At 56.9% G+C, this 22,886-nt stretch carries 1 protein-coding gene; it reads right to left on the reverse strand.

The window, feature by feature from the left end; translation table 11 throughout:
- Position 1 precedes the first annotated feature (1 nt).
- A complete protein-coding gene (locus tag IT971_RS19330) occupies positions 2-22,825 on the reverse strand; it encodes a M10 family metallopeptidase C-terminal domain-containing protein (RefSeq protein WP_065701854.1) in 22,824 nt (7,607 codons plus the stop codon).
- Positions 22,826-22,886: the final 61 nt, after the last annotated feature.

The following is a 22,886-nucleotide window of genomic DNA, read 5'->3' on the forward strand; positions in this document are numbered from 1 at the left end:
ATCAGGTGCCGAACCCGAAATCATCGGCATCAAGATCATCGGTATCATGGACGCCCATCAGGGTGACAGATGCATCATTGCCAAGTTCAATCACGACATTGCCATCGGTATCAAGATGCATGTCATTCTTGATCTGGTTGAAGTTGCTGTAATTCCATTCCGACAGATTGATGATGTCCTCGCCCGGGGTGAAGTCGGTGATGATGTCGTGACCGTTGGTTTTGCCGATCTCGAATTCATCCCAGCCCGAACCCCCGGTCAGGGTATCGTCACCGGCACTGCCATACAGGCGATCATTGCCCGCCCCGCCCAGAAGCACATCGTCGCCCGAATTGCTCCAGAGGATGTCATTGCCGTTGCCACCATCAAGCGTGACATTGCCATAGGTTTCATAGGAGCTGGTCAGATCGATGATGTCATCGCCATCACCGGCTTCGATCACCTCGATATTTCGGATGCGCGGCGAAATGCCCGGATCGCTGACCGTGTCGGCAAGGAATAGCGCGTCATTACCGCTGGTCAGTTTCAGGGTATCGGTGCCATCGCCACCTTCGAAGATGTCGTTCGACTGGTTATAACCGTTCAGATTGACATATTCGCCAGTCCCGGCATCGCCACTGTAATCATGGCCCCAACCATTACCGTGATGGCCGGTATGGCCCCAGCCGGTATTGTTGTCATGGCCATCTTCGCCCGGCGCGCCATCATTAAGCGCATGCCAGTTCGAGCTCCAGGTGTCGTCGGCATTGTATTGCAGGACATCGTCACCGGCACCACCATTCAGGATGTCGATCCCGGCACCGCCGGCAAGGGTATCGTTGCCCGCACCACCCCAAAGCGTATCGTTGCCTTCGCCGCCATCAAGGACGTCGTCCCCGGCGTTGCTCCAGATAATGTCATTGCCGGTTCCACCAAGAACCGTCACATCGCCATAGGACTGGGTTTCGCTGGTCAGGTCGACAATGTCATCACCGTTACCGGCATCGATGACTTCGATATTCGAAATGCGCGGCGAAACGCCCGGATCGGTGATCTTGTCGTCAAGGAACAGGGCATCATTGCCGCCGGTCAGGGACAGGGTATCGGTACCGTCACCCCCATCAAAGATATCCTGCGAACGGGTATAGCCTTGCAGATTGACCTGTTCGTTGGTGCCGTCCATGTCCGGATCGCCGACATTCTTTGCGGCATAGCTGCCCGACCAGGTCGCGTCTTTCTGATATTCGATGACGTCATCACCGGCACCGGCATCGATCAGATCGCTGCCCGATCCACCATTGATAACGTCATTGCCATCGCCACCCCAAATGGTGTCATTGCCGCCATCACCGCCCAGAACATCATCGCCCGACAGGCCGGACAGCAGGTTCGCACCATCGTCGCCAAACAGGTAATCGTTGAAGTTCGACCCGATCAGATCTTCGATCGAAGACAGGACGTCATATCCGTCACCACCAACGGCGGTACCGTTTTTCAGGCTGACACCAACCGCGGATGTTGCATTGGCATAGCTTGCGGTATCGCGGCCAGATCCACCCGAAAGGGTATCATTGCCCTGACCACCCATCAGGGTGTCATTACCGCCATCACCATAAAGCCTGTCATCGCCTGATCCGCCGAACAGGGTATCAGTGCCATCGCCGCCCCACAGACGGTCGTTGTTTTCACCGCCATCCAGAACGTCGTTGCCGTCACCGCCAAGGATCGAGTCATCGCCGGTGCCGCCATTGATCACGTCATTACCGGCTTCGCCATAAAGCTTGTCCTGACCCTGACCACCCAGCAGCGTATCGGCCCCGTTACCCGCCCAGACACGGTCATCGCCCGACCCGCCATCCAGCGTATCATCGCCTTCGCCGCCGGTGATGCTGTCCTGACCGCTGCCGCCGTCAATCAGGTCGTTACCGTTATCACCATACAGCTTGTCGTCGCCATCACCGCCATAAAGGCTGTCATTGCCATCCATGCCCGACAGCGTGTCCTGACCATTCAGGCCAAAGACGGTATCGTCACCCGCAAGGGCGGCAATCGTGTCATTGTTGCTGGTGCCATACAGGACATCGTCATAAGGCGTCGGCCCGGTCGAGGCTTCGACACCGACAAACATGTTCGCATTCAGGTCGCTGATCGCGACACCCAGCAGGGTAAGCGTACCCTGACCATTCAGGTTGATAACGGTGTTGCCATTGACCTCGGACATCAAGCTGCGCAACTCGGCCCAGTTATCCACATCAAGCGCAGACAGATTGATCTGGTCACTTGCCCGATTGAAATCGGTGACAACCTTATCGCCGGAATTATCCGATACGATGATCTGATCCGAACCGGCACCACCGGTATAGGTATCGTTGCCAGCCCCGCCATCCAGCGTATCGTTGCCGTCACCACCCAGCAGCGTGTCATTACCGGCATCGCCCGACAGGGTGTCGCTTCCGATACCGCCTTCGAGAAGGTCATTGTCATTGCCGCCCGACAGGACATCATTGCCGGTGCCACCCGAAAGCGTATCGGCACCGTCGCCACCCATCAGGGTATCGTTGCCATCCGCACCCGAAAGGGTGTCATTGCCCGCATCGCCCGAAAGCACGTCATTGCCAAGACCGCCATTGATGGTATCGGCACCATCCCCGCCCGAAATGACATCATCGCCCGCTTCGCCCGAAAGCTGATCATCACCGGCCGCGCCATAGATCGTGTCGGTATCATCACCGCCGGTAACAACATCATCGCCATCCATCGCATCGATGAAGTCCGAACCGCCGCCACCAGAAATCACATCGTCGCCCGATCCACCGATCAGGGTGTCATTGCCCGCACCGCCCGCGATCACATCATGGCCGTCATTGCCATGCAGGCTGTCGTCGCCGTCGCCACCGTCGATCACATCATTGCCGTTGCCGCCCGAAATCGTATCGTTTCCGGCACCACCCGACAGGTTATCGTCGCCGTCATTGCCAAGGATGGTGTCATTGCCATCCCCGCCATCGACCACATCATTCCCAGCCAGTGCATCGATATAATCATCTTCGCTAGTGCCCAGCAGGACATCATCAAACGGTGTTGCGCCAACCGGGCCTTCGATACCGACAAACATGTCGGACGTGACTTCGTTCAGACGCACACCCAGCAGCGTGACCGAGCCATCCGGGCCCAGATCGATGACGAGATTGCCATTGACCTCGCTCAGACGCGGGGCAAGTTCGGACCATTCGGAAATGCCAAGCGCATCAAGGGAAATCTGGTCAACACTGGTGTTGAAATCGGTAACGACCTTATCACCGACAAGGCTTGTGACCTTGACCAGATCGGCACCCGACCCGGTCGAGATACGGTCATTCCCCGATCCGCCATCCAGCGTATCGTTGCCATCACCGCCCACAAGGCTGTCATTACCAGCCCCACCGTCAAGCGTGTCGTCGCCTTTTTCACCGTTCAGATAGTCGTTGCCATTGCCACCGATCAGGGTATCGGCGCCATCGCCGGTCCAGATCGTGTCATTGCCTTCGCCGCCATCGACTGTATCGGCACTGACATCGGCTTCTACATTGTCAAACGTATCGTTGCCATCCCCAAGATCGACAACGTTGTTCTGGCTGTTGCCATAGACGTAATCATCATGCGCCGACGCAATGACGCGTTCAAAGTTGGCAAGAATATCGCCTGCGGCATCACCACCAAATGCGCGACCGCCTTCGCCCGGTGTTCTGGCATTGGCATCGGTATCGCCAAGATAAATCTCGACCCCGGCGTCTGATCCCTCATAGCTGATGGTATCAATGCCATCGCCGCCATCAAGCGTATCGGCACCCGCACCGCCTTCAATGGTGTCATCCCCGGCACCACCCAAAAGGACGTTATCGCCATCCGATCCGGCAATGTCGTCATTGCCCGCCGATCCGATGACATTTTCAAAACCGGAAATATCATCATTGCCGGTTTCGGCACTGCTTGCGGTACCGGCCGACAGATCAACCGTGGCTCCACTTGCCGCCTGGCTCAGGTCAAGGGTATCGGTGCCTGCACCACCCGAAAGCGTGTCATTCCCGGCACCGGCGATGATGGTGTCATTACCGGCCCCGCCATAAACGGAGTCATCACCCGCACCCCCGTCCAGAACGTCATCACCATCCGCACCAGACAGGACGTTTGCCCCGCTTGATCCGATAAGCGTATCCGCACCCGCCGTGCCCAGAACATTCTCGAAGCCGGAAATGGCGTCCGTACCGGTGGCATCGCTGCTTGCGGTGCCGGTCGACAGGTCAACCGTCACACCATTGGCGGCAGCGAAATCAAGGGTGTCGGTGCCATCACCACCGGCAAGGATATCGTTGCCCGCACCGGCAACAACCGTGTCATCACCCGTACCCGCATCAACCGTATCTGCACCGGCACCTGCGGTGATGACGTCATTGCCATCGCCCGCCAGAATAACGTCGTCGCCCGCCCCGGCATCAAGGGTATCGTTACCGGCACCCCCGTCCAACGTATCATTGCCTGCCCCGCCATAAAGGCGATCAGCACCGTCGCCGCCGGTCAGGATGTCATCACCATCGCCACCATCGAGCATGTCGTTGCCGATACCACCATCAAGGGTATCGTTGCCGCCATTGCCGATCAGGCTGTCATTGCCCGCACCACCCGAAAGCAGGTTATCGCCATTCGATCCGGTCAGGGTGTCGCTGCCGCCCGAACCAATCAGGTTTTCAATGCTGACAAGGCTGTCTGCTTCGCCATTGGCAAGCTGTGCGGTACCGGTTGCAAGGTTCGCACGAACCGCCGCGGTCGAATTGCTGTAATCCGCCGTATCGTTGCCATCACCACCGCGCAGCGCATCATTCCCGGCACCACCCGAAAGGGTGTCATCACCGGCACCGCCATCCAGCGTGTTGTTCTGCGCATCCCCCCTGATGATGTCATCATGGGCAGAGCCGACAACGTTTTCGACCCAGTAGATGCCGTCATTTCCGGCACCACCCGTCGCGGTGTAATTGGCCAGATCGACATTCACGCCCGATGCCGCGTCGTCATAGGTCACGGTATCGATGTCACCACCGCCATGGATAATGTCGTCGCCTTCACCACCGCGAAGCGTATCGTTACCCTGCCCGCCGATCAGCGTATCGTTGCCTTCGGCACCATCAAGGATATCGCGGCCATAACCACCATCAAGATAGTCGTCACCCGCGCCGCCATAAAGATTGTCGTCGCCAAGCTCGCCATTGATGCGGTCATCACCTTCGTTGGCCCAAAGCGTATCGTTGCCGCCGCCGCCATTGATGGTGACATCGCCATAGGCAATCGTATCGCTGGTCAGATCGACAACGTCGTTGCCTTCGCCTGCGTTGATGACTTCGACCCCGTCAAGGCGCGCGCCATCGGTGACGGTTTCTTCAACCACCGCATCAAAGGTGATGGAACGCACGAAATAGTCGCTGCTGTCACCACCCGATGAACCATCGGCATAAGGCTCGCCTTCGAAGGCGAGGTAACGGAATTCAACCGGATTGCCCAGACTGTCGGTGACACTGATGGTTGCGGTGCCGACACCGCCACTGGTGTAATTGATTGTGCTTTCGTCAAGCACACCCGACGCAACCAGATTGCCATCGGCATCAAAGGCCTGCCAAGAACCGACTTCGCCGCCATGCTCGGCCGCAATCAGGTTGGAAACCTGAACCGTGGCATTCCGCGCATTGGCACCCAGATCGACAACAACGGCTTCGCTTTCGCCGGTATTGCCATTGTGGTTGATCTGGCTTCCGGCCGGTGAACCGCCGTTATTGCCAATACCGTTGCCATCAAAGGTCACGGTGTCATCGGCCGCGGCAAGGTTCAGTTTGCCGTCTTCACCGACATAGGATGTACCAAAATCAAAGGCATAAAGATTTGCATCCGACCATGCGGCCTGCACGGCACCCGATGATGCCGAATCCGTCAGGCCCAATGTCCGGGTTTCAATCGTGCTACCCGTCGTCTGGCCATCGCCCAGTTTGCTGCCATCAAGGATGAGCGCATCACTGCCACCGCTCAGGTTCAGGGTATCGGTACCGTCACCACCGACAAAGGTATCATCCGAGATGTTCTTGCCACCGATATCGGCAAAATCGCCGGTACCATCGACGCCCGGGCTGCCGGTATTTTCCGTGGTTTCACCGCTTACGGCCGTGCCATCGGCTTCAAAGTTCAGGACATCGTCGCCGGATCCGCCATCAAGGGTGTCGTCACCCGATCCACCCGAAAGCGTATCCGCACCATCGCCACCATTAAGTTCATCATTGCCGGTGCCGCCGCCAAGCGTATCCGAACCGGTCCCGCCATCGACCGTGTCATCGCCCGAACCACCCATCAGGGTATCGTTGCCCGCACCACCATCAATCGTATCGTTACCGGCACCACCATCGACAATATCGTCACCGGCAAGCGCATCAATAACGTCATCGCCATCGCCGCCGGTCAGGCTGTCGTCATAAGGGGTCCCGCCATCGGTAACCCCGGTGAAATCATCGGCTGAAAGATCAAGCGGATTGACACCTTGCAGCGTGATCGTGCCGCCGGACGGCAGATTGATCACCGCATCACCAAGCGAATTGCCGGTGATCAGATCACGAAGCTGGGTCCAGGTTTCAATGCCCGTGCCATCAAGGGTCAGTTTGTCGGTCCCGACTTCAAAGTCGGTGACAACATCATCATCGGTGCCGTCGGCAAAGATAAAGCTGTCATTGCCAGCCCCGCCCGAAAGCGTATCGTCGCCAGCCCCACCATCAAGGGTGTCGTTACCCGCTCCTGCGGCCATGACGTTATTGGCGTCCGATCCGGTCAGTTCATCATCGCCCGAACCGGTTGTGACATTTTCAAAGTTCGAAATGCTGTCCGAACCGGTTTCCACCGATTGCGCCGAACCTGCTGCCAGATTGACCGTGGCACCACTGGTTGCGTTGCGCATGTCGATGGTGTCATTACCCTGGCCACCATCAAGACTGTCATCACCGGCACCCGCGATAACCGTGTCATCGCCCGCACCGGCATCGACATAGTCACTGCCTGCACCATCAGACACGACATCATTGCCGTCACCGGCCACGATCCGGTCATTGCCATCGGCACCGTCAATCGTATCGTTTCCTGCGCCGGACGATATGGTGTCATCGGCGGAACTTCCGGAAATCGTATCGCCACCAGCACCTGTAACGACCTGTTCAAAGCCCGAAATGGTATCAGAACCGGTTTCCGTGCTGCTTGCCGTGCCATTTTCAAGATCAATGACGGCCCCGCCATCGGCATTGGTCAGATCAAGCGTATCGGTGCCATCGCCACCGGCAAGAATATCATTCCCGGCATCACCGATAACGCTATCGTCACCCGCACCGGCATCGACCGTATCATTGCCATCACCCGACGAAATCACATCGTTGCCGTCACCCGCAGCAATCACATCATCGCCAGAACCCGCCGCGATATCGTCATCACCCGCCCCGGCGTCAATCACGTCACTGCCAGAACCCGTATTGATATGATCATCACCATCACCGGCAAGGACGCTGTCATCCCCGGCACTGGTCCAGATGGTATCGTTGCCAGCCCCGCCATCAACCGTGACATCGCCATAGGAATGCACCTGGCTGGTCAGATCGACAACGTCATCACCGTCGCCGGTTTCAATGATTTCAACGCCACTGATTGACGGATTGGCAGCACCATTTTCATGATCGCGATCCAGAATGATCGCATCACCGCCCGACGTGCCCACCAGCGTATCGATGCCGTCACCGCCATCATACTGATCATCACTGACGCCAAGCCCGTCAAGATCGGCAATTTCGCCGGTGCCATCGACACCCGGACTGCCCGCATGATCGGTGGTATCACCCGATTGGCCGGTGCGATCCGCGCCAAATTCCAGAACGTCATCACCCGCACCACCGGCAAGCGTATCCGTGCCAGGCCCGCCGATCAGGGTGTCGTTGCCGTCACCACCGTCGAGCGTGTCATCACCATCCCCGCCATCAACCGTATCGTCCCCGGCACCACCACCAACAGTGTCGTTACCAGCACCACCACCGACGGAATCATTACCATCACCGCCATCGACCGTGTCATTGCCATCGCCACCGTCGACCGTGTCGTTACCGGCACCACCGCCAACGCTATCGTTGCCCGATCCGCCACCAACGGAATCATCGCCTTCGCCGCCATCGACCGTGTCATCACCGTCACCACCGTCGACCGTATCGTTACCGGCACCACCGCCAACGCTATCGTTGCCCGATCCGCCACCAACGGAATCATCGCCTTCGCCGCCATCGACCGTGTCATCACCATCGCCACCGTCGACCGTATCGTTGCCATCACCGGCACCAACCGTATCGTCACCGCTGCCACCGCCAAGTGTATCATCACCCGGCGTTCCTACATTTTCAATTCCGGCAAAGTGATCCGGTGACAGGTCGCCAACAGCAACACCCGAAAGCGTTACCGTGCCGCCGGACGGCAACGTGATCACCGCACCATCCGGACCATCGGACAGAATCGACTGCAATTCGGTCCAGCTTGTAACACCGATATCGGGCAGGGAAATCACATCGCTGGCGATGTCAAAGTCGCTGACCAGATCGGCGTCGCTGCCATCTTCAAAGACAAAGACATCCGCGCCATCGCCACCGGTCAGGGTGTCGTTGCCGTCACCTGCGGCCAATGTATCATTGCCCGCACCGCCCGAAAGGACGTCGTCGCCAGCCCCGCCATCGATCACGTCATCGCCAGCGCCGCCATCAATCGTGTTGGCCGCATCATTGCCGGTAATGGTATCGGCATCTGCCGAACCGGTGACATTTTCGAAATTGTCAATCGTATCGGAACCGGTTTGTGCGCCGTTTGCCGTGCCAGCGGCAAGATCAACCGTTACCCCGCCACTGGTGCCCGACAGATCAAGCGTATCAATGCCGTCGCCGCCATCAAGGTGATCGTTACCGGCATCAATCGAAACCGTATCGTTGCCTGCACCGGCATCAATCACATTGTTCGCGGCATTACCGGTGATGGTGTCATCACCATCCGTCGCGATCACATTTTCAAAGCCGGAAATGCTGTCCGAGCCAGTGGCATCGCTGCTTGCCGTACCATTGGCCAGATCAATTGTCGCGCCATTGGCCGCAGACATATCAAGCGTATCGGACCCGTCACCACCCGAAAGCGTATCATCGCCGATACCGGCCATGATCGTATCGTCACCGGCACCGCCCGCGATGATGTCATTCCCGGTTCCGCCATCAAGGATGTCGTTATCGGCACCCCCATCGATATTATCGGCACCCGCACCGCCCAGAATATTGTCCGAACCGTCACCGCCAAGGATGACGTCATCACCGTCATTGGCCCACAGGGTATCGTCACCGGCACCGCCATCAATCGTGACGTCACCGTAGGAATGCGTTTCACTGGTCAGGTCGACAACATCGTTACCCGCACCGGCATTGATGTTTTCAATATCCACAATCGACGGGTTGGCGGCACCGCCACCGGCGTGATCGCGATCCAGAATGATGGCATCATCACCGTCGCCTGCCTGCAGGGTATCGTTGCCTTCGCCACCGACAAAACTGTCATCAGAAAGGTTTTTGCCACTGATATCGGCAACGTCACCGGTGCCATCCGTCGTCGGGCTGCCGACATGGTCGGTGGTTTCACCCGATGCCGCGACATGGTCCCCTTCGAAGGCCAGGACATCGTCACCGGCCCCACCGTCAAGCAAATCTGCTCCGGCGCCACCGGCAAGGGTGTCGTTCCCTGCACCGCCCGAAAGGGTGTCATCACCCGCACCACCCGAAAGGATGTTATCGCCATCCGATCCCAGAAGGGTGTCGTTGCCCGATCCACCGGTCGCCCCTTCGATATCGATCAGGGTATCGTTGCCATCGCCGGTGGTGCCGGTCCCCGCGGCAAGATCAACCACAACCGGATCTGTCCGATCCGAATAATCGGCGATATCGGTGCCATCGCCACCGACAAGGGTATCATTGCCGGTACCTGCCTTGAGGGTATCGTTACCCGCCCCGCCCAGAATGGTGTCATCGCCACCACCACCGGCCAGCACATCATCACCGGCACCGCCTTCGATCACGTTGTTGGCATCATCGCCCGAAATGGTATCGGCATGGTCGGAACCGATCACGGTTTCAAACCCGTCAATCACATCATTTCCGGCACCACCGGTTGCCGTGCCATTGGCAAGGTCGACGGAAACGCCGTCTTCGGCCCCTTCGTAGGACAGCGTGTCATCGCCTTCGCCGCCAATCAGGGTATCGTCGCCGCCATTGCCATAAACGGTATCATTGCCTGCGCCGCCATCCAGGATATTGGCGTTTTCATCGCCGATCAGGATATCGTCGCCATTCCCGCCGATGACATTTTCGATGCTATCAAGGGTATCGTTTCCGGCTGCGCCAGTTGCGCTACCTGTGCCGAGGTCAACGGTGACACCTTCGGATGTGTCGGAATAATCGGCGGTATCGTTACCGTCACCGCCATTGAGTTCGTCATCACCGGCCCCACCGGTCAGGGTATCATTGCCCGCATCACCATTGATGACATCATCCCCGGCACCGCCATCAACAATATCGTCACCGTCAAGCGCATTGATTTCATCGCCAAGCTGGCTGCCCTGCAGGACATCGTCAAATTCGGTACCTTCGATGGTGACATAGCCAAAGAAATTATCCGGCCCCAGATCATCGACCGAAACACCTTCAAGCGTGATGCTTTCACCCGGGCCGAGCGAGATAACCGCATTGCCATTGGCGTCATCGAACATGCGATCGGCAAGATCGCTGTAATCCTCAATCCCGTAGGATGACAGATCAATCACATCTTCGTTGACGTCAAAATCGGTAACCGTATCGCTGCCGCCGCCCGGGGTAACAACGATCATGTCTTCGCCGTCGCCGGTAATAATGACGTCGTCACCATCGCCGCCAATCAGCGTATCATTGCCCGAACCACCATCAAGCGTATTGACCCCGTCCGCCCCGATCAGCGTATCGGCAAAGTCGGTACCAATGACCCGTTCGACATCGCGAACAATGTCATTGCCACCCGAACCCGATGCATACTGGTTGACCAGATCAACAACAACCGGACCTTCGACATTGGAATAATCGACCGTGTCGATACCGTCGCCACCATCAATGATGTCGTCACCGGTATCGCCATAAATCCAGTCGTCGCCGGTCCCGGCCTGAATGATGTCGTCACCCGTGCCACCCGACAGGGTGTCGTTATCCGCCCCACCGTCCAGAACATCGTTGCCGGTACCACCGGAAAGGGTATCCGATCCCGCACCGCCGGTAATTTCGTCATCACCACTTCCGGCATCAACAACGTCATCCCCCGAACCGACATTGATCACGTCGTTCCCGGCACCGGCCGTTACGGTGTTATCAGCAGCATTGCCATTGATTGTGTCGTTGAAGTCCGAACCGACGACATTTTCGATATTGGCAAGGGTATCGTTGCCCTGACCGGTCGCTGTGCCTGCGGTCAGGTTGACATTCATCGCCCCGGTTGCGGCACTGTAATCCACAGTGTCAGAATCCGCACCACCGTCGAGCACATCATTGCCTTCGCCACCGACCAGCACATCATCGCCAGCCAGGCCCGAAAGGGTATTGCTGCCATCGGTTCCGGTCAGGGTATCTGCATATAACGTCCCGGTAAGATTTTCGATGCCGTCAAGGACATCATTGCCGTCTCCGCCGGTTACGGTACCGGCCGTCAGATCACCAACAATTCCGGCACTTTCGGTCGAATAATCGGCCGTATCGGTGCCAGCACCACCAATCAGCGTATCCGACCCGGAATTACCAACCAGGGTATCGTCACCGGCATCACCCGACAGGGTATCGTTACCCGAACCGCCAATCAGACGATCATTGCCATCACCACCCGAAACGGTGTCATCCCCGCCCAAAGCATTGATGATATCGCCACCGTTTCCGCCAACCATTTCGTCGGCATTTTCCGTACCAAGACGAACGTCGACACCGATAAAGTTTGCCGCGGTCAGGCTGCCTGCCTGAATATTGTTCAGTGTAATCGTGTCGCCGCTATCAAGCGTGATGATCAGATTACCATCGCCATCCGCACTGAACTGGGATTTCAGGGCATCGAAACCGGCAATATTGAAATCGGTAAGATCAATAACGTCAACGGCCGGGTCGAAATCGGTAATCGTGTCGTTGCCATCGCCCGGGCGGAAGACAACCTGATCAGCCCCTTCGCCAAGCGTCAGAATATCGTCGCCAACCCCGGCATCGAAGGTGTCGTCACCAGCCCCGCCAAGGAAGATGTCCGTGCCTTCCCCGCCAAGGAAGGTATCGCTGAGTCCTGAGCCTTCGATGATTTCGATACCGTCAAGCGTATCGGTTCCGGTTCCCGTCCCGCTGACGGTATTGTTCGCGGTATCAATAACCAGCCCACCGGTCGCATCCGAATAGGTTGCCGTATCAAGACCTTCACCACCGATCAGGACATCATCCCCGGCACCTGCACGCAGGATATCGTCGCCAGCACCACCATCAAGAATATCTGCCCCGCCGCCGCCGGAAATGATGTCATTTCCTTCGCCACCGGTCACATGGTCATCGCCCGCACCCGCGGTGATCGTATCAGCGCCGACACCACCATCGACAGTATCGTTCCCCGTGCCGCTATCGATGACATCATTGCCTTCGCCACCAAGGACGACGTCATCGCCTTGGCCAGCAACAATCGTATCGTCACCGGTACCGCCGTCGACCGTATCGTTGCCATCACCGGCATTGATGACATCGCTACCTGCCCCACCGGTAACAATATCGTTGCCGGAACCCGTGGTCACAACGTCGCTGCCGTCGCCACCATCGACGGTGTCATTTCCGGCACCGGTATCAATGATATCGTTTCCGGCACCACCAGAAACATAATCCTCGCCGCTGCCGGTTGTCAGCGTATCTTCACCGCCCGCACCGATAACCGTGTTATCGCCATCCCCGGCATTGATAACATTTACCTCATCGGTCGCGGTGATAACGTCATTGCCGTCACCGGTAACAAGGTTTTCGATATTGGTGAAGATGTCGGTTGTTGTACCGTCTGTTGCCGTACCGGCGGCAAAATCAACAGTCAGATCACCCGAAACGTCTGACAGATCAAGGGTATCGGAACCTTCGCCACCATCAATGGTGTCTGCGCCGCTGCCACCGCGAATAACATCATTCCCGGCACCGCCCAACAGAACGTCATCACCATCGCGGCCATCAAGGGTATCGTTCCCAGCACCACCATCAAGCGTATTACGACCTGCATCGCCTTTCAGGATATCGTCGAAACGCGAACCGGCAATATTTTCAAAATTGGCAACCTGATCGCCTTCAGAACCACCGACGACACCGGTTTGCAGATCAACCGAAACACCACCGGCGGCACTGTCGTAGGAAAGGGTATCTTCGCCGTCCCCACCATCGAGCGTATCGTTGCCGGCACCGCCATCAATCAGGTCATCGCCAGCCCCGCCGCTAATGATATCGCTTCCGGCACCACCAGATATGATGTCATTACCAGCCCCGGCCGAGATGGTATCGGCGTTGGCGCTACCTGTGATGGTGTCGTCAAAATTCGTCGCAACAATTTGCTCGATATCGCTCAGGATGTCCGTGCCGGTATCCGCACCAGTCGCGATATTGTTGGCAAGGCTGATATCCATCCCCGACTGGGCATTACTGAAATCGATGATGTCCGAACCGGCACCACCGATATAGGTATCATCACCTGCTTCGCCGACGAATGTATCGTTGCCTGCACCGCCATCCAGCACATCATTGCCCGAACCACCGGACAGCGTATCGTTCCCCGCACCGCCCGATAGCACGTTATTGGCGTTATCACCGATAAGGGTATCGTCAAAATCGGTGCCTGTGACATTTTCAAAACCGGAAATGTCATCTGTGCCGTCGGCACCTGTCGCGACGCCGGTTACCAGATTGACAACCTGCCCGCCGGATGCCTTGGAATAATCCAGTGTATCGACACCGGCACCACCGCGCAGCGTATCATCCCCGGTTCCACCCGAAACCGTATCATTGCCACCGCCCGCATTGATGATATCGTTCCCCGCACCACCGGCCAGGCTGTTTGCACCCGACGTCCCGGTCAGGGTGTCATCAAATGCGCTACCCGTCGCATCCTCGATATCCGAAAGCGTATCGGTACCGTCAATCTTGGTAGCAGTGCCACCTTCCAGATCGACATTAACCGCACCTTCGCTTGCGCTGTAATCAACACTGTCGGTGCCGGTTCCACCGGAAATCACATCATTGCCGGCACTTGTATTGAAAACATCATTACCGGCACCACCGATCAGCGTGTTATCGCCACTGCTGCCGGTAATGGTATCGTTAAGGTTTGAACCGGTAACGTTTTCAACATTCAGTACCTGATCGCCGGTCTCGGTATCGGTTTCACCGGTTTCAAGATCAATGGTAATGCCGTTCAGGCTGTTGCTGTAGTCGACAGTATCGTTACCCTCGCCACCATCAATAAGATCTGAGCCAGCGCCGCCGGAAAGTGTGTCGTTGCCACGGCCCCCGAGCAATGTGTCATCACCGCCGCCACCAGCAATAATATCGTTGCCATCTTCACCCGACAGGGTGTTCGCGGCCTCGTTACCGACAAGGGTATCGGCAAACTGCGTGGCGATAATATTTTCGATGCCTGTGACTTTATCCTGTCCAAGACCGAAAACATCGCCTGTCGACAGGTTTGCCGAAATGCTGCCGGTTGCGGCACTGTAATCAACCGTATCAACCCCGTCCCCGCCAATCAGGGTGTCATTGCCCTGTGTTGCGGTAAAGAGGTCATCACCGGCCCCGCCATTCAGGACGTTCGCGCCGCTATCGCCCTTCAGGACGTCGTCGAATTCCGACCCGATGACATTTTCAATATCGATCAGTTTGTCCTGACCATCAGCACCGGTCGCACTAAGGGCGGACAAATCAACATTCACGCCACCGTCGGCATTTTGATAACTGGCCGTGTCGTTACCCGCGCCACCAAACAGCGTGTCGTCGCCGCCAAGCCCTTCGAGCAGGTCATCACCGGCACCACCGGCAAGAATGTTTCCTTCATCATTACCGGTCAGGACATCGTCCCCGGTACCGCCAATGACATTTTCAATATCAAGCAGTGTGTCGTTCTCAAATCCGGTCGAAGCCGTACCGTCTTCAAGATTGATCTGCATATCAGCGGTTTTGTCACTGTAGTCGGCGGTATCATTACCCGCGCCACCGTCCAGTATATCGTCCCCGGCACCACCATCGAGCAGGTCATCCCCGGCACCGCCAAGCAGAACGTCATCACCTGCCAACCCGTCCAGCGTATCGTTGCCATCCAGACCCGATAACGTGTCTTCGCCAGCGGTACCAGCGAGAATGTCATCTCCAGACGTTCCGACGATGTCGCGGATACCGATGAAATTGTTGGCAGAAATCTGGTTCAGGCTGACGCCTTTGAGAACCATGCTGGTATCTTCGCCGAAATCAACAACCAGATCACCATCCGCATTGACCGACATGCGGCTGTAAAGTTCGTCATAGGTGTCTATCGCGAGTTCGGAAATGTCGATCTGATCGTAATTTACATCGAAATCTGTAACGGTGTCCTGACCGTCACCCGCAGACAATTTGTAAATGTCCGCGCCGAAGCCACCGCTGAGCGTATCGTCACCCGCGCCACCACGAATAACGTCATTGCCAATTCCGGCCGAAATAACGTTTGCACCGTCACTACCGATGATCGTGTCATCACCGGTGGAACCGATAACATTTTCGACGTTTGAAATGCTGTCCGTCCCGGCCTCGCTTGTCGCAGTGCCCGCGGCAAGATCGATATTTACAGCGCCCGAACCAAAGAAACTGACGGTGTCCGTTCCCGTACCGCCATCAATGACATCGTCGCCATCGCCACCATACAAAAGATCATCACCAGCACCGCCGGAAACGGTATCGTTCCCTAAACCGCCCGCAATTGTGTTATTGGCAGAATCACCTGTAAGGATGTCGTCGAAATCCGAACCTGATATGTTTTCGATTTCCGAAAGCGTGTCATTGCCAGCCCCACCAGATGCCGTTCCGGATGCCAGATCAACGCTAACAGCACCTTCTGCGTCGGTGTAATCCACAAAATCCTGGCCCGCACCGCCAACCAGCTGATCATCCCCAAGGCCGCCATCAAGGATGTCGTTGCCAGCCCCACCGGAAATCTGATCGTTTCCGGCACCACCGCTCAGATCATCATTGCCGGAACCACCTTCGATCCGGTCATCGCCAGCACCGCCATCGATGCTGTCATTGCCGCCCAACCCCTTCAGAGTGTTGTTCTGTGCATCACCAGTGATCGTGTCGTTGAAGCTAGAACCCGTAACGTCTTCGATATCGACAAGCGTGTCGCTATTGCCGTTGGCGATAAAACCACTGCCATTGTTCAGATCAACCGTAACAGCAGATTCTGATGAATAATCGACCGTGTCCTGACCATCGCCACCATCAAGCGTGTCATTGCCAAGCCCGCCCGAAAGCGTATCGTTGCCAGCACCGCCATAAACAGTGTCCGCACCAGCCCCTGCGCTGATGGTATCATTGCCACCAAGGCCATCGATGATTTCGTCAAAGCCCGTACCAACCAGAACATCGTCACCTTCGGTCGAACCAAGGCTTTCGATGCCAACAAAGTTATCAGCGGCAAGCTGATCCGGTGAAACACCGGTCAGGGTCAACGTCTGGTCATTGATGGAAATGACGGCATCGCCATCGGCATTGGTTTCGATCAGGCTTTTCAGTGCTTCCCAGTTCGGAAGGCCAAAGCTGCTCAGATCAATACGGTCTTCACCAATATCAAAATCGGCAATTTTATCTTCGCCGGAAGTCCCGTTGAAAATAAAGGTATCCGCCCCGGTGCCACCAGCAAGATAGTCGTTGCCTGCGCCACCATTGATCAGATCATTGCCCGCGCCACCCAAAATGCTGTTTGCACGATCCGAACCAGTCAGAACATCATCGAAGTCCGAGCCAACTGCATTCTCGATTTCCTTGAGTGTATCGGTGCCTGCACCACCAGTTGCCGAGCCCGAACCCAAATTGACCTGAACGCTGCCTTCTGCACTGGCATAATCGACGGTATCAGAGCCATCCCCCCCCACAAGGGAGTCATTGCCCGCCCCACCGATCAGCGTATCGTTGCCTGCCCCACCAAGAAGCAGGTCATCGCCATCGCGACCATCAAGGATGTCATTTCCGGCACCGCCAGAAAGCACGTTATTCTGGTCATCTCCGGAAAGCGTATCGTTATAGGATGATCCGGAAACATTTTCGAAATTGGCAAGTGTGTCTGTGCCCTGACCTGTTGCCGAACCTGCATCAAGATCGACATTCACACCACTGCCTGAATCCTGGAACGAAACGGTGTCAGTACCTTCGCCGCCGTCAAGTGTATCAGAGCCGACCCCGCCAACGATCACATCGTTGCCAAGACCACCATCTATGATGTCGTCGCCAGCATCACCGGATATAAAGTCATTCCCGGTGCCGCCATCGACGACGTCATTTCCAACGCCCCCCGAAATGACGTCATTGCCAGAACCACCTGAAATCGTGTCATTCCCGGCATTGCCCGAAATGCTATCGTTGCCAGCCTTGCCATCGATCACATCGCTGCGGCTGGTGCCAACAAGGGTGTCGGCATTTTCTGTACCGTCCAGCGAACGAATACCTTCAAAGTTCTTGAAGGTCAGGCTATCGGGATCAACGCCCTGCAAGGTGACAATAGAATCACCAATCGTGATGGTCGCGTTTCCATCGCCATCCACACCGATAAAGTCTGCAATGTCCGAAAACAGCTCAAGACCATCGATGCCCTGAATGTCGATGATGTCATTTTCAGGATCGAAATCCGTGATCAGGTCATTGTCGCTATCGGTCGAAATAACAAAGGTATCCGAACCGGCACCACCTGAAAGCGTGTCTGCGCCCGCCCGACCATCAATCGTATCGTTGCCGGCACCGCCCCTAAGGATATCGGAACCCGAACTGCCCAGCATGCGATCATTGCCGGCCGAGCCTTCGACCTGCTCAAACCCGTCAATCTGATCGACAAAATCGCCACCGGTAACAGTTCCGGCTTCGAGATCGACGGTTACACCACCAACCGGGTTGCCTGCGGCGTCGCTATAGCTAAGCGTATCGAAACCGTCACCACCTGACAGCGTGTCCGAACCCTCACCACCAAATACGGTATCGTCACCCGCGCCGGTATCAATCTGGTTCTGCGCACCATTTCCGCGAACGGTATCGTTACCGTCACCGGTTGTCACATTTTCGATATCGATCAGCGTATCATTGCCATCGCCTGATGCTGTTCCGGCATCAAGGTTGACGTCCATATCGGCGTCAACGTCACTGTAATCGGCGGCGTCAGAGCCAGCACCACCGTCAAGGGTATCGTCACCGCCACCGCCAGCAAGAATATCGTCACCGGCAAGACCGGTCAGGATATTATTGCCGTCATCGCCGGAAATGATGTCGGAACTTGCCGAACCGCGAACATTTTCGAAGTTGGAAACGGTCGACAGACCGGAATTGGTCTGGACGGTGCCCGCCGCAAGATCAACAACCGCACCGGTTTCACTGCCAAGGGCGAGCGTGTCAGTGCCTTCGCCCCCATCAAGCGTGTCATCCCCGCCACCACCAGCGACCAGATCGTCACCCGCTCCGGCCGAAATGACGTTATTGGCACCATCACCGATCAGAACGTCATTGCCCGCACCGCTGACAATGTTTTCAACGCTGCTAACCGTATCGACTTCGCCGCTGGTGTTGTCTGTGACGGTCCCGGAACCCAGATTAACCGTCTGCGCACCATCGCGTGCCGTCAGATCCAGCGTGTCGTTGCCCGCACCGCCGATATAGGTGTCATTGCCGGCCTCGGCGACAAAGGTATCGTCACCCGCACCACCATCAAGCGTATCGTTACCATCGCGGCCGGTAATGGTGTCGTTGCCGGCCCCGCCCTGAAGCACGTTGACACCGCTGTCACCGGAAATCGTATCGTCGGAATTCGATCCGATAACGTTTTCGATACGGTCAAGAACGTCATTGCCATCGGCACCGGTTGCGCTACCGGCGGCAAGGTCGACATTCACCGCGCCATTGGCACCGGAATAATCAACCGTATCAATACCTTCCTGACCGCGCAGGGTATCATTGCCCGCACCGCCCGAAAGCGTGTCATTGCCATAACCGCCCGAAATGACATCGTCCCCGGCACCACCGCCGAGGATATCATTGCCGTCAAAGCCATACAGCGCATCGTCGCCGTCAGTACCTTCGGCAACGTCGTCACCATCGCCTTCAAAGATACGTCCGAACCCGCGGAAATTATCCGCAACAAGACTGTCAGAACTGACCCCTTCAAGGGTCAGAACACCCTGTTCACCGAAATCGATAACGGCGTTGCCGTTGCCATCATCGCTCATCATCGATTGCAGGGTCGCGAAATCGGTGATGCCCAGCTTCGAAAGGTCGACCGTATCTTCGGCAATATTGAAATCGGTGACCGTATCGTTGCCGAAATTCTCGGTCAGTTCGATGTCATCCTTGCCCGAACCGGTCGTCAGCGTATCGTCGCCTGCGCCACCGGTCAGGGTATCGATGCCATCCCCGCCGATCAGCACGTTATTGCCGTCATTGCCGGTAATATGATCGTCGAAGTCCGACCCGATGACGTCTTCAACCATTTGCAGGACATCATTTCCTGCCCCACCGGTTGCCGTATTCTGCGAAAGATCAACGGTTACCGCATCGGTCGCATCGGTGTAGCTGACGGTATCAGTGCCATCGCCGCCCTGGATATGATCATTGCCAAGACCGCCGCGCAGGAAATCGTCACCCGAACCGCCTTGCAAAACGTCATTGCCGATACCGCCAACCAGAAGGTCGCTGCCTTCGCCACCCTGAAGAATGTCGTCTTCTGAACCGCCATAAAGGCTGTCATTGCCTTCACCGCCCTGCAAGACATCCGCCCCAGCACCACCATCAAGGCTGTCATCGCCAAGGCCGCCCTGCAGCACGTCATCACCAAGACCGCCATCGATGACGTCATTGCCATCACTGCCCTGCAACGTGTCATTCCCGACAGCCCCGCCAAGGAAATCATCACCATCGGAGCCATGGACAATGTCGTTCCCCGATGTCGGGGTGTTGTCATAGATATTGGTCTCGTCGCCGGTCTCGTTTCCGCTGTCGGTAGCACTGCCGCCAGTAGCATCCCCGGTCGCATCTCCGGCTTCGGCATCCGTCTCGCCAGTGGTTCCACCATCAGTCTGCTCGCCCGATGTGCTGTCGCCGTCTTCAGCACCCGCGTCAATCGGGTCGGCTTCGCTATCCGTGGTTTCGCCGCCGGTCGCATCCTCGGCTCCGCCTTCATCCGCGCCAGCATCTTCACCAACAGTCTCATCGCCAGTCTCATCACCGGTCGCGTCACCGGAAAGACCGGTTTCATCCGTGCCGGTTTCGGGCGATGTTTCTGCCCCGGCCTGAAGACCGCTATTGGTGTTTTCCTGTTCGGTCTGGCTCTCTGACTGCGACGGCTGTTCTTCGCCGTCCGTGCTGTCATCACCATCACCCGACGCAGGCGTATCTTCATTCAGAACGTCTTCGCCCGCACCGTCCGAACCGCCAAGGCTGTCATCTTCGGCACCGTCACCCGCGTTCGTTTCATTACCCGCCGCGTCCGAACCGGTTTCAGCCGGGGGTGTTTCCTGATCGGGCTGGGTTTCCCCGTCGGCTCCCTCATTCGGTGAAACATCGGAAGTCTCACCATCGGTTTCAGTCGAAGCGCCCTCTTCGGTTCCGGATGTTTCCGAACCGTTTTCTGCCGGGGTCTCTTCGCCTTCCGTTACTGGATCAGCCGAACCTTCCTCGGTTGTCTCCGCAGTATCGGTGCCATCCGCGCCATTTGAAGTTTCTTCACCAGATGCACCGGCTTCACCCGAACCATCACCCGATGCCGTATCATCCGGCTCGTTCGAGGATGCGTTATCGGATGCTTCATCCTGTGCACCGGTTTGTGCATCACCCGTCTGCGTCTGATCCCCGCCGGTGGTTGATCCGGTTTCAGTTTCCTGCGAAGCGCCACCGGTTTCGTCGGCACCATCCGTCCCGTCACTGCCGGTTTCCGATCCCGTGTTGGTATCGGCACCAGCATCAGAGCCCGTTTCGGTACTATTTTGATCGGTAGGGATTGTCTCATCGACAGTGGTGTTCGGATCGGTTTCTTCATCCGCTCCGGCATCACCAGTGGTTTCGTCGCCAACGCCCGAACCTGTGTCGGTTCCTGCATCGGTTCCTGTGTCGCCGGTTTCTTCAGCAATGGTGTCATCACCCGATCCGCCAGACGCAGAATCATCGCCAGCCCCGCCATCGGTTTCCGACTGGGAACTGTCTCCACCGTTACCGGAAGAAGCCTGATCACCGGTTTCGCCATCGGTCGCATCACTGCCGGACGTATCAGTTTCACCCGTCACCGGTCCCTCCGACGGGTCCGATGCCTCGTCGGTCGTGTCACCAGTATCTGCCCCGGCAGTATCGCCGGTCGTTTCACCAGAAGGTTCGGTGTTGGCGTCCGTGCCGGTGTCAGTTGCCGTTTCACCGCCGGATGCATCGCCACTTGCCGTGCCGGAATCCGTGTTGCTGCCGGTTTCAGATGCGGCATCATCACCGGTTTCAGTTTCTGTCCGGCTTTCGGTCGCGCCATTTTTCAGATCGACAACAACACCCTGTTCGGACGTGCTGTAATCAAGGGTGTTGCTGCCCGCACCACCGTCAATCGAGTCATTACCGCCACTGGCGCCAAAGGTATCGTCGCCTGCACCACCCAAAAGCGTATTGTTTCCGGCGTCCCCGCGCAGAACATCATCGCCCGATGTCCCGGTCAGATTTTCGATATTGCTAAACGAAACGGTATCGTTGTCTGTCGCACTGCCTGCCGTACCGGTCGAAAGATCGGCCGTTACGGCATCATCCGAACCGTCAAATGACAGCGTATCGTTGCCAGAACCGCCATCAACAATATCGCCGCCGCCATTGCCCGAAATCACATCGTCGCCAGACGTGCCCTGGATCACGTCATCACCTGACGTTCCGTCAATGATGGTTGCGTCGCCCGACGACAGATCGCCGGAACTGTCCAGCGCGACATCGGTCAGTTTCGGGGCATCAACAAGGGTGATTTCGGAAAGCTGGGCAATGCTAATGCCCTTAAGCGTCAGCTGATCACCGGACGCAAAGGTAATGACGACATTGCCCTGACCGTCATCCGAGGCGCGCGAAACCAGATCGGCCGCACTTTCAATGCCGAGATCGTCAAGGGCCAGATAATCTTCGCCAAGGGTGAAATCGGTGATGGTCGCCTGACCAAATCCGGCCTGCAAAACAAATGTATCGCGGCCTTCGCCACCCGTCATTTCATCCTGGCCCTCGCCCGGTACCAGGATATCGTCACCCGCACCACCGATCAGGGTGTTGTCGCCCGCATCCCCGATCAGGATGTCGTTAAACGACGTGCCGATGACGTTTTGGATATTGGTGAAGGCCTGCGTTGCAGGGGATTGTGAACCTGACGCGCCCGACGAACCGGAATCAGAATTACCCGCAACAGAGCTATCCTCTGCGCGGTTATCCAGCACCTGTTCGATATCAGCATCCGTTAAACCGGTGCCATCGTCCTGATTGGCGGGCGAAGCCAAGATTCTGCTCCCTACTTGGGATTAATTTTTCAATCCATTGAATACAGAAGACAAAGCAGCC

The organism is Thalassospira sp. B30-1 (assembly GCF_015767575.1).
GTDB lineage: Bacteria > Pseudomonadota > Alphaproteobacteria > Rhodospirillales > Thalassospiraceae > Thalassospira > Thalassospira xiamenensis.